Genomic DNA, 14,934 nt, shown 5'->3' on the forward strand with positions numbered 1-14,934 from the left:
CCCGCCCCCGCGCTCCCCACCCCCCCCCCCCCCCCCCCGCCCCCCCCCCCCCCCCCGCCCCCCCCCCCCCCCCCCCCCCCCCCGGCCGGCCTTCGTCTGATCCCCCGTCAGGGGCGGTACCGCCGTACTCTGATACGACGTTGGCGTTCACCCGTACGCACCGTGCATCACCCGACTGCCGCATACGATCATATTTCACTCTCAGTCAGCAGCCGTATGGTTCGCGTCCCTTGGGGCACAAGGACTCTCGACGGATCGGCTGTGCACCAGTACCGTCACAAACCCCCCGCGCGGCGTCTATCCACTTGGCGAGGCGTCCGCATCATGGATGACCATAGGGATGCGGAAAGCAAGAAAGACCGCTGTGAGAGGAGGCGTCCATGGGATCGGTACGCAAGGCGAGTGCGTGGCTCGGCCTCGTCGACGACAACGATGACGAGCGCTACTACGACGACGACTACTCCGAGGGCCCCGAGTCCGGGGACGCCTGGGTCACCGACCCGCGGGTCAAGGTGGCCACGGACACCGCCGAGGACAAGGGCCGCCGGATCGGCACGGTCACCCCGGACAGCTTCCGGGACGCCCGCGCCATCGGCGAACTGTTCCGGGACGGCGTCCCGGTCATCATGAACCTCACCAACATGGAGCCCGGCGACGCCAAGCGGGTCGTGGACTTCGCGGCGGGGCTCATCTTCGGCCTGCGCGGCTCCATCGACCGGGTGTCGAACCGGGTGTTCCTGCTCACCCCGGCCGACACGGAGATCATCAGCGGTGAGGCGTCCGCCCACCGCTCGGACGGGTTCTTCAACCAGAGCTGAGGCAGGGCCGCGCACCGGCCCCGCCGCGCGCCGGGCCTCACCGGAAGGCGTCGAGCCCGGTGAGCGCCTTGCCCAGCACGAGCTGGTGCATCTCGACGGTGCCCTCGTAGGTGAGCACCGATTCCAGGTTGGTCGCGTGCCGCATCACCGGGTACTCCAGGGAGATCCCGTTGGCACCGAGGATCGTCCGCGCCGTACGGCAGATCTCGATGGCCTCGCGGACGTTGTTGAGCTTGCCGAAGCTGACCTGCTCGGGGCGCAGGCGGCCGGCGTCCATCCGCCGCCCCAGATGGTGGGCGAGCAGAATCCCCTTGTGCAGTTCCACCGCCATGTCGGCGAGCTTGGCCTGGGTGAGCTGGAAGCCGCCGATGGGCCGCCCGAACTGCTCCCGTGACCGGGCGTAGTCGAGGGCCGCCTCGAAGCTGCTGCGCGCCGCGCCCATCGCGCCCCAGACGATGCCGTAGCGGGCGTGCGAGAGGCAGCTGAGCGGCCCGCGCAGCCCGGTGACCTCCGGGAGCACGGCGTCCGCGGGCAGCCGTACGTCGTCCAGGACGAGTTCGCTGGTGACGGAGGCGCGCAGGGACCACTTGTGCCTGATCTCCGGCGCGGAGAAGCCGGGCGCGTCGGTGGGGACGACGAAGCCGCGGATGCCCTCCTCGGTCCGCGCCCAGACGACGGCCACCCCGGCGACCGAGCCGTTGGTGATCCACATCTTGCGGCCGTTCAGCACCCAGTCGCCGCCGTCGCGCTTGGCGTGGGTGCGCATGGCGGCGGGGTCGGAGCCGTGGTCGGGCTCGGTCAGCCCGAAGCAGCCGATCACCTCGCCGGCGGCCATCCGGGGCAGCCACCGCGCCTTCTGCTCCTCGCTGCCGAACCGGTGGATGGCGTACATGGCGAGGGAGCCCTGTACGGAGACCAGCGAGCGGATGCCGGAGTCGGCCGCCTCCAGTTCCAGGCAGGCCAGGCCGTACTGCACGGCGCTCGCCCCCGCGCAGCCGTACCCGGTGAGCGACATGCCGAGCGCGCCGAGCGCGCCCAGCTCGCGGGCGAGGTCCCGGATGCCGGGAAGCTCGCCCTTCTCGTACCAGTCGGCGATGTGGGGCAGCACCCGGTCGGCGGCCCAGGCGCGGACGGTGTCCCGGACGGCCAGGTCCTCCGGCTCCAGCAGGTCGTCGATCCCGAGCGGGTCGGCGGCATCGAACGGGGGCAGCTTCGCGGACGCGGACATGGAACACCCTCCGGGCACGGGATCGGCAACACCAGCGGCGCTCAAAACTAGCAGCGCTAGTTACGGCTCTCCGGCCCGACGTTACGGTGCGGGGTCCCGCACGTCCAGAGGAGGTCAGGCGGAGACCCGCGGCTTGCCGGCCGCCTCCGCCTCGCGCGGCGCCGGCAGCTCCACCTCGGGCCCGGCCGGCTCCTGTCCGCACTGCATGGTCCGCGGCAGCCGCAGCGCCATCACCGCGCCCAGCAGCAACAGCCCCGCGCTGACCAGCAGCGTCACGTGCAGCCCGTGCACGAAGGAGTCCCGGGCCGCCCGGCGCAGCGCGGCCCCGGCGGTCCCGCCGAGCCGGCCGGCGACCTCGTAGGCCTCGCCGAGCGAGTGGCCCGCCGCCTCGGAGGTGTCCCGCGGCACGCCCGGCACCGCGCGCAGCCCCGGCGTGTAGGCCGCGTTCATCACGCTGCCCAGCAGCGCGATGCCGATACCGGCGCCGAGCTGGTACGACGTCTCCCCGATCGCCGCCGCGCCGCCCGCCCGGCCGGCCGGGGCCTCGCTCAGCATCGACTCGTACGCGCCGAACAGCGTGGTCTCCAGGCCGAAGCCCAGCAGCACGAAGCCGGACAGCAGCAGCGTCGGCTTGTCGGTGCCGCCCATCGCCGTCAGCGTCAGCACCGCGACGGCCGTCAGGCAGAACCCGAAGCACACCATCCGGCGCGGCCCGAAACGGCGCAGCATGCGCGCACCCGCCAGGCCCGCCGCCATCGCCGCCAGGGTCAGGGGCAGCAGCCGCAGGCCGGTCGCCAGCGGGGACAGGCCGAGCACCAGTTGCAGGTACTGGGCGGCGATCAGCTCCAGGCCGACCAGCGCCAGCATGGCCAGCACGATGCAGCCCACCGAGGTGCTGAACGCCGCCCGCCGGAACAGCCGCAGGTCGACCAGGGGATGCGGGTGCCGGCGCTGGCGCCGGACGAAGAGGAGGAGGAGGGCGACGCCGGTCAGCAGCGGCAGCACGGTGAAGGGGCTCGCCACCGCCTCGCCGCCGCCGAGCCGCTTCACCCCGAGGACCGTTCCGAACAGCCCGGCCGCCGCCGTCAGCGCGCCGGTCACGTCCCAGGGGCCGTCGCCGTCGCCCCGGGACTCGGGCAGCAGGGCCCGGCCCACCGGCAGGCTGACCAGCATCAGCGGGATGTTGACCAGGAACACCGCGCCCCACCAGAAGTGCTCCAGCAGGAAGCCGCCGAGCAGCGGTCCGACCGCCGCGCCGACCGCGGCGACCGCGCTCCAGATGCCTATGGCCAGGGCGCGCTCGCGCCGGTCGGGGAAGACCTGGCGGAGGATCGACAGGGTCGCGGGCATGATCATCGCGCCGCCGACGCCGAGCAGCGCGCGGGCCAGGATGAGCGTCTCGGCGGTCTGCGCGAACGCGGCCAGGGCGGAGGCGACGCCGAAGAGGCCGTAGCCGAGCAGCAGGACGCGTCTGCGGCCGACCCGGTCGCCGAGGGTGCCGAAGAGGATCAGCAGCGAGGCGCAGACCAGCGGGTAGACGTCGACGATCCAGAGCAGTTCCACGGCGCCGGGCCTGAGGTCCTCGGTGACGGCGGGGACCGCCACGTGCAGCACGGTCGCGTCGAGGGCGACGAGCAGCAGGCTGGCGCACAGGACGACGAGGACGACCCACCGGTTGGCGCCGGCCCCGGCCGCCCGACGGTGCTGCCGGACGGCAGCCGTGGTCGTCCCGGACATGTACCTACCTCCCAGATGATCCCTCGCGTGGGGCGGACCGACGGGGTGGGGACTCCCTGTCGTACGGCCGGAGCGGCGCGGTGTCTCCGGCCCGCGCGAACCCACGCGGGTGACTCGTCAGCGTACGCGAGTTCACCTCGGCGTCACGTGGCGGACCTCTCACACACGCGACGGAACCCGTGTGGCGTACGCCACGGCATCCCCTCCTGCCCCCGCCCCGGCGTCCGGTCGGCCGTCGCGCGCGGTCGATAATCGAGCCCGTGACCGATCCAGCGACGCGCGTGGCCGCTCCCCGCGCCCCTCTTCCGCGCCGGGCCGCGCCGGCCCTGCTGGGCTACGCGGCGGTCCGCGCCCTCGGGCTGCTCGTGCTGGCGGCGTGGAGCGCGGCGCGGGGAAAGAGCGCGTACACCGTGCTGACCGCCCGCTGGGACTCCCTCTGGTACACGCGGGTCGCCGAGCTGGGCTACGGCTACGAGGTGCGGCTGCCGAACGGGGACGTCCACTCCAATCTGGCGTTCTTTCCGCTGCTGCCGTGGCTGGAGCGGCTGGGGCACGCGCTCACCCCGCTGTCGTACGCGGACGCCGGGTTCGTGGTGAGCCTGCTCGCCTCGCTCGCCGCCGCGGCCGGGATCTTCGCGGTCGCGGAGCGGGTGTACGGCCCCCGGGTCGCCCTGTGCGCGGTGCTGCTGTGGGCGGTGCTGCCGGTCGGGATCGTGCAGTCGATGGCGTACAGCGAGTCGTTGTTCACGGCGCTGGCCGCCTGGTCGCTGTACGCGGTGCTGACCGGGCGGTGGGTGAGCGCGGGCGCGCTGGCGGCACTGGCGGGGCTGACCCGGCCGGTGGGGGTGGCGGTGGTCGCCGCGGTGTGGACGGCCGCCGTGGTCTCGTTCGTGCGAGAGCGCGGCACGCGGCACGCGCCGGGCGCGCACCACCCCGCACGCACCCCCGTCCTGCGCCGTGCGCTCGGCATGCTGCTCGCTCCGCTCGGTGCCGCCGGGTACGTCCTCTGGGTCGGCCACCGCACCGGCCGGGGACCCCTCGGCTATCTGGACGTCCAGGCCGGCTGGCGCAACGGGTTCGACGGCGGCTACGCCTTCGCCCGCTTCGTGGCCGACAAGTTCACGTCATTTCCGTCCGCCCTCGCCGGCCTCGGCCTGATCACCGGGGTGGCCCTGGTGATCTGGCTGTACGTCACGGGCGTCCGTCAGCGCCAGCCGGTCACCCTGCTGGTGTACACGGGGGTCGTGCTCGCCCTCGCCCTGTGCGCGTCGAGCTACTTCGGCTCCAAACCCCGGCTGCTGATGCCCGCCTTCCCGGTGCTGCTGCCGCTCGCCGGTGCCCTGGCCCGGCTGCGGGCCTCCCGATCGGCCATGGTCATCGCCGGGTTGGCGGTCGCGGCGGCGGTCTACGGGGCGTTCTGGCTGAACGGCTCGGGCCCGCCGTGATCGACCCGGCCGGCCGATGACACGCCGGAAAACTCCGCACCAGGGTCCCGTTAACACATTCATAAGCGCCATATAAACAACACCCGGCATGATCAAAGGAATTGACCCGATCGGTCTCCCCGGATTGCGGAAACCCGGGAATTCGGGCCGCCCTTGAGACGTTTCCCACATCACATCGTCATCACAAAGCCCCTGTTTCGACCGGGAACACCACTCACTCGCTGTAACGTCGATTGGGTGCGTACCGAACGAAACCTCACCCGGCGTCTGGACCGGGTGTTCGCCAGGCTGGACCGTGAGCCGGAACGACCGGCCCACATCGATGTGCCGACGATGAGCCGGCACCGGGTCGTCCTGTTCTCGGCGACCCTGGCCTTCTACCTGGCGATCGTGTGGGCCGTGGTGACCACCTCCTGGCTGGTCCGGCTGGACTGGCAGGTCATGTTCTTCCGGCCGTACCAGCAGTGGCCCCAGATCCACGCGTTCCTCGACTACTACGTGGTGCTGGGCCAGCGCGGCCCGACCGCGGTGATGGTCGCGGCCTGGCTCGGCTGGCGCTCCTGGCGGCAGCACACGCTCCGCCCGCTGCTCACCCTGGCCGCCTCGCTGCTGCTGCTGAACGTCACGGTCGGCGCCGCCAAGATCGGCATGGGCCGGCTCGGTCCGCACTACGCCACCGTGATCGGCGCGAACGAGATGGGCCTGGGCGGCGATATATTCCCCAGCGGCCACACCGCCAACGCGGTGGTGACCTGGGGAATCCTGGCGTATCTGGCCTCCACCCCGAGAGCGCGCCGCTGGCTGTCGGCCCTCTCCGCCGTCACCTCGCTCGGCGTCGGCCTCACCACCGTCTACCTCGGTACGCACTGGCTGAGCGACGTGCTGCTGGGCTGGGCCGCGGGCCTGCTGATCCTGCTCGCGCTGCCCTGGTTCGAGCCGCTGATCGCCAAGGCCGAGCTGTGGCTCTTCGACCTGCGCGACCGCTGGCGCGCCCGCCGTGGCCTGCCCGCACCCGAACCGGCCGTCCCGGTCCGGCCGGTGCTGCTCAAGACCCGCGGAACACCGGTCGGGCAGCCGGTGCCGGTCCGCGAGCCGGTCTCCTCGACCCGGGCCTCCCGGGGCGTGGCGCACCTGGCGCCGGGACCGCACACGACGCGTTCGGAGCGCACCCCGGTCACCCCGGCCGGCAGCCGCCGCCCGCCGGGCGCCGACCGGCTGGTACACGCCGAGCGCCTGCCGCGCGGCACGTCCCCGTCGGCCCGCCCCCTGACCGGCGGCTGACAGCGGGAACGGCGGCGGGTCCCGGTACGCACCACCGCCCCACGCCACGGCGAAGGCCCCGCTCCCCATCCGGGGGCGGGGCCTTCGCCGTACGCGCGACCGGGCCGCCGGCCTGCCGCGGGGAGGGGTCAGCCCTTCCAGGCGCGGGCCACCCGGCCGTCCCGCACCTCGAAGTTCAGCCGTCCGGCCCGGTACTCCATGGTGATGATCGCGCCCGGCGGCAGGGACCGTACCGTCGACCAGCCGCGCTGCCGAGCGAGCCGCTGGGCGTGCGCGGCGTCGAGGCCGACGTAGCCGTCCGGACTGTCCTGGGGCTCCGCTGGCGGAGTGGGAATCGGTGCCATGCGGCCACGCTAGTCCGGCAGGTCCGGGTAAGAGAAGGGTCAGACCCCCGTCACGCTTCTGTCACAGCCCGCGGGCCGCGTTTTGCTCGAACTCCGTCACCCGTACGGGGGTTTCCGTTCGGCTCACCGGGGTAATCGAGCAGAATTCACGCGCGCCGGAGAGCGCCGTCGAATTTCCCGGAGTAATGCACCGTGACCGGCCACAGGGGTGGCCCAGGAGGCGATTCCCCGCGCAATCCCCGCTCTCCTCACGCCTGCTGACGGCGCATGGGAATTTCACACATTCGCCACACGATCGCCCGGACGCCCCGGCGGTCGGGGACAGCGGACAGCCGCCGTCCCGGGACGGGACGGCGGCTGTCCGGCGGGCCGGGTCCGGCGCTCAGAGCGCGAGGCGCTGGCCGGGCACGATCAGATCGGGGTCGTCGCCGATGACGGCCTTGTTGGCGGCGTAGAGCCGCTGCCAGGTGGTGCCGTGCCGGGCGGCGATGATGCTCAGGGTGTCGCCCTCGCGGACGGTGTAGCCGCCGTGCGGGGCCGCGCGCCCGGTGCCGGCCGCCCGGCCCGGTGCCTTCGCCGGGGCGGACCTGACGGGGGCGGACCGCGTCGTCGCGCCGCCGCGGGAGGCCGCCGTACCGGAGGAATCGGCGTGGGCGTCCGCCGGGGCGGCGCCGGACGCCCCGGCCCGGGCCGAGCAGACCGGCCAGGCGCCCCAACCCTGGGCGCCCTGGACCTTGGTGGCGACGGCGATCTGCGCGCTTCTGGAGGCCTGGTCGGCCGTCGGGGCGTAGGCGGCGCCGCCGTAGGCGCGCCAGGTCGAGGCGGAGAACTGGAGTCCGCCGTAGTAGCCGTTGCCGGTGTTGATGTGCCAGTCGCCGCCGCTCTCGCACCGGGCGATGCGGTCCCACACCCCGTTGTCCGCCGCGGCGGCGTTGCCGGTCGCGGCCAGCAGTCCCAGCGGGGCCAGCAGCGCGGCTCCGGCGAGGGCGGCCGTCGTACGGCCCTTGCGGGCGCTGTCCGGACGGGCGGTGTTACGGGTGGTATCGGCACACTCGGACATGTAGATCCCTCTCCACGAACCCGGGCTCCCCCAGGGCGGGGCGCGCGGCGCCGCGTATGGCCGCGGTCTCGCGCGTCCGCCCCGCCCGCCGTGACCGGTGTCGGCGATGCTGCTCTGCCTGGTGCCGGCCGGCGGACGTACCCGAGCGGTGCTCGTTGCACACGGCGGAGGAATGTAAGGAGGACGAGCCGCCCGGATCAACCAACTCGTCTTCGCTCCAGGCCAGTTGGGCATTACCACGGGTAGCGGCGATTTCCGGCCACCCACTACATCCGCTGATTTCCCGATTTGTCGATCACCGTCCGGAGCAAACCGTGACTCACATCACCCTTTCAAGTTCCTTGACCGCGCACCGAGTTGACGGTCCGAACGCGTACAGTCACCTACAGTGACGCTGTGCGGTGGATGGTGCGAACCGGTCCCCCTCGGAGCGTGACCCCCACCACAGGACGTCCGTTGTCTTCTTCATGAGCCCTGAGCCCCGGGGCTCATCGGGCGGGAGCCACCCGGCCGACCCCAGCACCGCATCCCGAGGGAGCCACCCGTGCCGCGCATGCTCGACGTCAGCGACGCCGTACGCGCCGAGATCGGCGACGAAGAAGCCGACCGGCTGCTCGCCGGAGAGAACGCCCCGGGCAGTTACGACTGCACGTCCTGTCGCACCCCGGGCGACTCCGAGCAGGAGCGCACCAGCACCGTTCTGTTCGTCGGCGACGAGACCGCCGTCCTCGCCTTCGCCCACGCCGGCTGCCTGCCCTCGCAGGTCGTCCAGGTGACCGAGGAGCAGCTGCAGGGCGCCGTCCGGTCCATCGGCGCCGTCGGCGGCGACCTGGCCGACGGTGCCCCGCACAAGGCCGTGCCCGAGCAGGCCGTGCTCGGCGTGACCAGCGGACTCGTCCTGATCGACGGCGAGTTGCACCCGGCGCTCGTCGTCGAGCCGACCTCGCCCATCGCCCGTCCGGGCACCACCACGGCCGGCGACGACTTCCTTCCGCTCCTCATCGAGCAGGGCTTCATGCCCGTGACCGAGCTGTCGTCCGTCCCCCCGGTGCTGCACGGCTGGTCGGTCCTGCTGGCCATGGGCCAGCTGCACGCGGTGCTGCAGCCCTCGGGGAACGGGGGGCAGCCGGTGGCCTGGTGGCAGGCGCACCAGCCGCTCCAGGTGACCGACAGCTGGCGGGCCGCCGCCAACAAGCACCAGCAGGTGCTGATGTTCGCGGCACCGGTGGGGTCGATCGGCCGCCAGCCCCGCGAGGACCTGCTGCGCGACGCGCTGGACAAGGCCGCCGCCAACGGGAAGCTGGTCGCCGTGGCGCTCCCCCTCGCCGGCACCTGACAGCCGCCTTCCCCGGGCGGCGGCCGCGGTGCGTGACCCTCACGGGTTGCGGGGCCGCATCCCTTTGACGTTCCCGTCGTTGGGACATACGTGCACGCATACGACACTCCTCCCCGCCGGTCCTTTTCGTCCGTGCCGTCCGCCCGGGCGGCGCACGAGCCCGCCAGTGGATCGTCGGCCACGCCGATCTACGACTCGCTCTACGCGGAGTGGGTCAAGGCCTTCCGGACCCTGCCGGGCGACCGCAGCGGCGAGGAGGGGCTGAGGTTCAGCGCCTTCGGGGACCTCCCGGACGGCTCGGGCACGTACGGCGGCCACCGGCCGGGGTCGTTCAGCAGCTCGTACAGCGCCTACAGCGCGGGGGCCTACAGCGCCCGGCAGCAGTCGCAGTGGCAGCGGGTCGGCACGCTCGGCCGGCAGCACGAGACCGGGATGCACTACGTCCCGGCCGCTGCCCTGCCGCCGGGGCAGCGCCGGGGCGCGTGAGCGGCACCCGGACGTGAAGGGCGGCCCCCGGAGAACCGGGGGCCGCCCTTCACGTCGTACCGCCGTTACTTCTTCTTCGTGCCGCGCTTCTCGCGCACCCGCACCGAGATGTGGATCGGGGTGCCCTCGAAGCCGAACTCCTCGCGCAGCCGGCGCTCGATGAACCGCCGGTAGCCCGCCTCGATGAAGCCGGAGGCGAAGAGCACGAACCGCGGGGGCCTGGTGCCGGCCTGGGTGCCGAACAGGATGCGCGGCTGCTTGCCGCCCCGGACGGGGTGCGGGTGGGCCGAGACCAGCTCGCCGAGGAAGGCGTTCAGACGGCCCGTGGGGACGCGGGTCTCCCAGCCGGCCAGCGCGGTCTCGATCGCCGGGACCAGCTTCTCCATGTGCCGGCCGGTGCGCGCCGAGACGTTGACCCGGGGCGCCCAGGCCACCTGGCCCAGCTCGGTCTCGATCTCCCGCTCCAGGTAGTAGCGGCGCTCCTCGTCCAGCGTGTCCCACTTGTTGAAGGCGATGACCATCGCGCGGCCCGCGTCGACCGCCATGCTGATGATCCGCTGGTCCTGCACGGAGATGGACTCGGCGGCGTCGATCAGGACGACGGCGACCTCGGCCTTCTCCACGGCGGCGGCCGTGCGCAGCGAGGCGTAGTAGTCGGCGCCCTGCTGCAGGTGGACCCGCTTGCGGATGCCCGCGGTGTCCACGAACTTCCAGGTCTTGCCGCCGAGTTCGATGATCTCGTCCACCGGGTCGCGGGTGGTGCCCGCCAGCTCGTTGACGACGACCCGCTCCTCGCCGGCCACCTTGTTCAGCAGGGAGGACTTGCCGACGTTCGGGCGGCCGATCAGGGCGATGCGGCGGGGGCCGCCGATCGCGGTGCCGAAGGACTGCTCGGGCGCGTCCGGCAGGACCTCCAGGACGGCGTCGAGCATGTCGCCGGTGCCGCGGCCGTGCAGGGCCGACACCGGGTGGGGCTCGCCGAGGCCCAGGTTCCACAGGTAGGACGCGTCGGCCTCGCCGCTCGGGCCGTCGACCTTGTTGGCGCACAGCACGACCGGCTTGCCGGCCTTGCGCAGCAGCCGGACGACCGCCTCGTCGGTGTCGGTGGCGCCGACCTTGGCGTCCACCACGAAGACGACCGCGTCGGCCGCCTCGATCGCGTACTCGGCCTGCGCCGCCACGGAGGCGTCGATGCCGAGGACGTCCTGCTCCCAGCCGCCGGTGTCGACGACCTTGAAACGGCGGCCGGCCCATTCGGCCTCGTAGGTGACGCGGTCGCGGGTGACGCCCGGCCGGTCCTCCACGACCGCCTCACGGCGGCCGATCATCCGGTTCACCAGGGTCGACTTGCCGACATTGGGGCGGCCGACGATGGCGAGCACGGGCAGCGGACCGTGGCCCGCCGCCTCGATGGCGCCCTCGACGTCCTCGATGTCGAAGCCCTCGACCGCGGCGAGCTCCATGAACTCCGCGTACTCGGCGTCGCCGAGAGCCCCGTGGTCGTACTCGTGCTCAGCCGAGTCGCCGGGCTGGATGTCGTCGTTCATGAAGTCCGTACCTCGTTGTTCATTCGTGGTGATCGGTGGAAAAGCCCCGCATGGGCTGATCCACTACTCAAGTGTCGCCCGGCGCCCGGTCAGGCGCCTGGCGTTTTCCAGATGGCTGGTGAGCTGCTTCCGGATGCGCTCGGTCGCCTCGTCCAGCGCCTGGCGCGTACGCCGCCCCGTACCGTCGCCCGCATCGAACGGGTCGCCGAAGACGACGTCGATCCGGGAGCGCAGCGGGGGCAGCGCCCTGCTCAACCGTCCGGGCCGCTCGGAGCTTCCCAGGACGGCCACGGGCACGATCGGTGCCCCGCCGCGCACCGCGAAGTAGGCGAGCCCGGCGCGCAGCGAGGCGAAGTCGCCCTCGCCCCGGGTGCCCTCCGGGAAGATGCCCAGCACTCCCCCGGCCGCCAGCACGCCGAGGGCCTGGCCGATGGCGGCGCGGTCGGCGGCCGTGCGGTCCACCTTCAGCTGGCCGATGCCGGTCAGGAAGGCGTCCAGCGGGCCGACGAAGGCTTCCTTCTTGATCAGGAAGTGGGTGGGCCGGGGCGCCACGCCCATCACCATCGGCCCGTCGATGTTGTGGGAGTGGTTCACGGCGAGGATCAGCGGGCCGGTGGCCGGCACCCGCCAGGCGCCGAGCACCCGCGGCTTCCACAGGCCGTACATCAGGCCGACGCCGATGCGCCGCCCGACCTCGGCCCCCCGCGGCGAGGGCGGGGACGGCTCGGTCACTTCCCGGCTCGCTTCTCCTCGACCAGGGTGACGACGCACTCGATGACCTGGGCGAGAGTCAGCTCGGTGGTGTCCACCTCGACCGCGTCGTCGGCCTTGGCGAGCGGCGAGGTGCTGCGGCTGGAGTCGGCCGCGTCCCGCTTGATCAGGGCCTCGCGCGTGGCGTGCAGGTCGGCGCCCTTCAGCTCGCCGCTGCGACGGGCCGCGCGGGCCTCCGGGGAGGCGGTGAGGAAGATCTTCAGGTCGGCGTCCGGGAGGACGGTCGTACCGATGTCCCGGCCCTCGACCACGATGCCGCCCTCGGCGCCGGCGGCCAGCGAGCGCTGCAGTTCGGTGATCCGGGCGCGCACCTCGGGCACCGCGCTGACCGCGCTGACCTTCGAGGTGACCTCCTGGGTGCGGATCGGGCCGGAGACGTCGACGCCGTCGACCGTGATGGCCGGGGCGGCCGGGTCGGTGCCGGAGACGATCTCCGGCTTGCCCGCGACGGCGGCGATCGCGGTCGGGTCGTCCAGGTCGATGCCGTTGGCCACCATCCACCACGTGATCGCCCGGTACTGGGCACCGGTGTCCAGGTAGCTGAGGCCGAGCTGCGCGGCGACGGCCTTCGACGTGCTCGACTTGCCCGTGCCGGAGGGACCGTCGATCGCGACGATCACGGGCTTGGCGGTCGGGGCGGCGCCGTTTTCCACGGGGGGACACCTTCCTGGTGCGGTGCGGTCGGGAGGCGGGGAGCGAGAGCGCCCCGCACAAGGTTACTGGGTGCGGGTCACTCGTCCGGACGCGTGCGGCCGCGCTACTGCCGCAGCGCCCAGCCGCGCTCCCGCAGCGCGGCGGTCAGCACCCCCGCCGCCTTCGGCTCCACGCTCAGCTGGACCAGACCGGCCTGCTGCCCGGTGGCGTGCTCGATCCGGACGTCCTCGATGTTGACCCCGGCCCGGCCCGCGTCCGCGAAGATCCGGGCGAGCTGGCCGGGCTGGTCGTCGATGAGGACGGCGACGGTCTCGTACACCCGCGGGGCGCTGCCGTGCTTGCCGGGTACCCGCACCTGGCCCGCGTTCCCGCGGCGCAGCACGTCCTCGACGCCGGCGGCGCCCTCTCCGCGCTTGTCCTCGTCGGAGGACTGCAGGGCGCGCAGCGAGCGGACCGTCTCGTCCAGGTCGGCGGCGACGTCGGAGAGCAGGTCGGCGACCGGCCCCGGGTTCGCCGACAGGATGTCGATCCACATGCGCGGGTCGGAGGCGGCGATCCGGGTCACGTCCCGGATGCCCTGCCCGCACAGCCGTACGGCGGACTCGTCGGCGTGCTCCAGGCGCGCGGCGACCATGCTGGACACCAGGTGGGGCATGTGGGAGACGAGGGCCACGGCGCGGTCGTGGGCGTCGGCGTCCATGACGACCGGGACGGCCCGGCAGTGCGAGACCAGCTCCAGGGCGAGGTTCAGCACCTCGGTGTCGGTGTCCCGGGTGGGGGTGAGCACCCAGGGGCGGCCCTCGAAGAGGTCGGCGGTGGCGGCCAGCGGGCCGGACTTCTCCCGGCCGGACATGGGGTGGCTGCCGATGTAGGCGGTGAGGTCCAGGCCGAGCGCCTCCAGCTCCCGGCGGGGGCCGCCCTTGACGCTGGCGACGTCCAGGTAGCCGCGGGCCACGCCCCGGCGCATGGCGTCGGCGAGCACCTGGGCCACATGGGCGGGCGGGGCGGCCACGATGGCCAGGTCGACCGGGCCCTCGGGGGCCTCGTCGGTGCCGGCGCCCAGCGCGGCGGCGGTGCGGGCCTGCCCGGGGTCGTGGTCGGCGAGGTGGACTGTCACCCCGCGCGCGCCGAGGGCCAGGGCGGCGGAGGTGCCGATCAGGCCGGTTCCGATGACGAGTGCGGTTCTCACTGGGCGATGTCCTTGCGCAGGGCCGCGGCGGCGCCGCAGTAGACGTGGGCGATGTCGGCGCGGGGCCGGTCCGACTCGATGTGCGCGAGGATCCGTACGACCCGGGGCATGGCGCCCTCGATGTCCAGTTCCTGGGCGCAGATGAGGGGGACGTCCACGATGCCGAGCTTGCGGGCGGCGGCGGCCGGGAAGTCGCTGTGCAGGTCGGGGGTGGCCGTGAACCAGATGCTGATCAGGTCGTCGCCGGTCAGCCCGTTCCGCTCCAGGACGGCGGTGAGCAGGGCCCCGACCCGCTCCTCCATGTGTCCGGCCTCGTCCCGCTCCAGTTGGACGGCCCCCCGGACCGCTCGTACCGCCACGGCGCTGCTCCTCGCTGACATGCGTGTTCCGTTCTTGGTCCGTCCAGCGTAGTCAGCCCGCGCGGTACGGGCGTGCGCCGCCCGCTCGCTGAGACGATGCACGGGTTCCGGTATCCACCGATATGCACATCTGTACGGAGGTCTGACATGCCCCAGCCAGCGACACGGCGGACGGTTCTCGCCACGGGCGCCGGTGCGCTCGCCCTGGGATGCGTGGGGTGCGGCGGCAAGGACGCGGGCGGCGCCACGGGATCGGCGTCGTCGGCGCCGGCCTCCGCGCCGGCATCGGTCTCGACGTCGGTGCCGGCCTCGGCACCGGCCTCGGTGTCGACGTCGGCGCCGGCCTCGGCCTCGGCTTCCCCTGCCGGGGAGGAGGCGGCGGGCTCCGACGGGAAGGCGCTGGCCCGCACGAGCGACATCCCGGAGGGCGGCGGCAAGGTGTTCCCGAAGGAGAAGGTGGTGGTCACCCAGCCGAAGAAGGGTCACTTCAAGGCCTTCTCGGCGATCTGCACGCACCAGGGCTGCACGGTGAACGCTGTGTCGGACGGCACCATCGACTGCCCCTGCCACGGCAGCAGGTTCCGGGTCGCCGACGGTTCGGTGGCCCACGGTCCGGCGGCCAGGCCGCTGCCCGAACGCTCGATCACGGTGAAGGGAAATTCGATCCGTCTGACCTGAG

15 protein-coding genes are annotated in these 14,934 nt (G+C 73.1%); 6 read left to right on the forward strand and 9 right to left on the reverse strand.

What is annotated here, in order from left to right; translation table 11 throughout:
- Positions 1 to 380: 380 nt before the first annotated feature.
- The gene (locus tag ACZ3ZD_RS35465; RefSeq protein ID WP_467407040.1) at positions 381 to 818 is read left to right on the forward strand and encodes a cell division protein SepF; all 438 of its coding nucleotides are present in this window, start codon (positions 381 to 383) and stop codon (positions 816 to 818) included.
- Between the two features lie 37 nt (positions 819 to 855).
- Here the strand turns inward: ACZ3ZD_RS35465 and ACZ3ZD_RS35470 are convergent, their stop codons facing one another.
- Together ACZ3ZD_RS35470 and ACZ3ZD_RS35475 are read right to left on the reverse strand one after the other, a co-directional pair.
- Positions 856 to 2,046 (reverse strand): acyl-CoA dehydrogenase family protein, encoded by a 1,191-nt coding sequence (locus tag ACZ3ZD_RS35470; protein WP_467407042.1) that lies wholly within the window; start codon positions 2,044 to 2,046, stop codon positions 856 to 858.
- A gap of 114 nt (positions 2,047 to 2,160) precedes the next feature.
- The gene (locus ACZ3ZD_RS35475; RefSeq protein WP_467407044.1) at positions 2,161 to 3,783 is read right to left on the reverse strand and encodes an MFS transporter; all 1,623 of its coding nucleotides are present in this window, start codon (positions 3,781 to 3,783) and stop codon (positions 2,161 to 2,163) included.
- A 260-nt stretch (positions 3,784 to 4,043) separates the two neighbouring features.
- Between ACZ3ZD_RS35475 and ACZ3ZD_RS35480 the strand changes: the two genes are divergently transcribed.
- Positions 4,044 to 5,228, forward strand: a complete 1,185-nt coding sequence (locus ACZ3ZD_RS35480; RefSeq protein WP_467407046.1) for a glycosyltransferase family 39 protein — start codon at positions 4,044 to 4,046, stop codon at positions 5,226 to 5,228.
- 237 nt (positions 5,229 to 5,465) lie between these two features.
- The gene (locus tag ACZ3ZD_RS35485) at positions 5,466 to 6,509 is read left to right on the forward strand and encodes a phosphatase PAP2 family protein (RefSeq protein ID WP_467407049.1); all 1,044 of its coding nucleotides are present in this window, start codon (positions 5,466 to 5,468) and stop codon (positions 6,507 to 6,509) included.
- Positions 6,510 to 6,637: 128 nt separating this feature from the next.
- Here the strand turns inward: ACZ3ZD_RS35485 and ACZ3ZD_RS35490 are convergent, their stop codons facing one another.
- Positions 6,638 to 6,853: an I78 family peptidase inhibitor gene (locus tag ACZ3ZD_RS35490; protein ID WP_358642409.1), complete on the reverse strand. Its 216-nt coding sequence runs from the start codon at positions 6,851 to 6,853 to the stop codon at positions 6,638 to 6,640.
- A gap of 382 nt (positions 6,854 to 7,235) precedes the next feature.
- Positions 7,236 to 7,913: a LysM peptidoglycan-binding domain-containing protein gene (locus ACZ3ZD_RS35495; RefSeq protein WP_467407053.1), complete on the reverse strand. Its 678-nt coding sequence runs from the start codon at positions 7,911 to 7,913 to the stop codon at positions 7,236 to 7,238.
- Positions 7,914 to 8,457: 544 nt separating this feature from the next.
- Here ACZ3ZD_RS35495 and ACZ3ZD_RS35500 point away from each other — a divergent pair.
- Both ACZ3ZD_RS35500 and ACZ3ZD_RS35505 read left to right on the forward strand, forming a co-directional pair.
- Entirely contained in the window at positions 8,458 to 9,249 is a 792-nt protein-coding gene (locus ACZ3ZD_RS35500; RefSeq protein WP_467407056.1) for a hypothetical protein, read from the forward strand.
- Between the two features lie 90 nt (positions 9,250 to 9,339).
- Positions 9,340 to 9,735 carry a hypothetical protein gene (locus tag ACZ3ZD_RS35505; RefSeq protein ID WP_467407059.1) on the forward strand — a complete coding sequence of 132 codons (396 nt, stop codon included), beginning with the start codon at positions 9,340 to 9,342 and terminating at the stop codon, positions 9,733 to 9,735.
- 65 nt (positions 9,736 to 9,800) lie between these two features.
- Here the strand turns inward: ACZ3ZD_RS35505 and der are convergent, their stop codons facing one another.
- The 5 genes from der to aroH form a co-directional block, all read right to left on the reverse strand.
- The gene (der, locus tag ACZ3ZD_RS35510; RefSeq protein ID WP_467407062.1) at positions 9,801 to 11,282 is read right to left on the reverse strand and encodes a ribosome biogenesis GTPase Der; all 1,482 of its coding nucleotides are present in this window, start codon (positions 11,280 to 11,282) and stop codon (positions 9,801 to 9,803) included.
- A 63-nt stretch (positions 11,283 to 11,345) separates the two neighbouring features.
- A complete protein-coding gene (locus tag ACZ3ZD_RS35515) occupies positions 11,346 to 11,948 on the reverse strand; it encodes a lysophospholipid acyltransferase family protein (RefSeq protein ID WP_467407142.1) in 603 nt (200 codons plus the stop codon).
- 62 nt (positions 11,949 to 12,010) lie between these two features.
- Positions 12,011 to 12,706 carry a (d)CMP kinase gene (cmk, locus tag ACZ3ZD_RS35520; protein ID WP_467407064.1) on the reverse strand — a complete coding sequence of 232 codons (696 nt, stop codon included), beginning with the start codon at positions 12,704 to 12,706 and terminating at the stop codon, positions 12,011 to 12,013.
- Positions 12,707 to 12,810: 104 nt separating this feature from the next.
- Complete coding sequence (locus ACZ3ZD_RS35525) at positions 12,811 to 13,896, reverse strand: prephenate dehydrogenase (RefSeq protein WP_467407066.1); 1,086 nt, start codon at positions 13,894 to 13,896, stop codon at positions 12,811 to 12,813.
- The gene (gene aroH / locus ACZ3ZD_RS35530; protein WP_467407069.1) at positions 13,893 to 14,255 is read right to left on the reverse strand and encodes a chorismate mutase; all 363 of its coding nucleotides are present in this window, start codon (positions 14,253 to 14,255) and stop codon (positions 13,893 to 13,895) included. Before aroH ends, ACZ3ZD_RS35525 begins: the two co-directional genes overlap by 4 nt.
- 147 nt (positions 14,256 to 14,402) lie before the next feature.
- Here aroH and ACZ3ZD_RS35535 point away from each other — a divergent pair, with 147 nt between their 5' ends.
- Positions 14,403 to 14,933 carry a Rieske (2Fe-2S) protein gene (locus tag ACZ3ZD_RS35535; RefSeq protein ID WP_467407071.1) on the forward strand — a complete coding sequence of 177 codons (531 nt, stop codon included), beginning with the start codon at positions 14,403 to 14,405 and terminating at the stop codon, positions 14,931 to 14,933.
- Position 14,934: the final 1 nt, after the last annotated feature.

This window comes from Streptomyces sp. NPDC023481 (assembly GCF_055560195.1).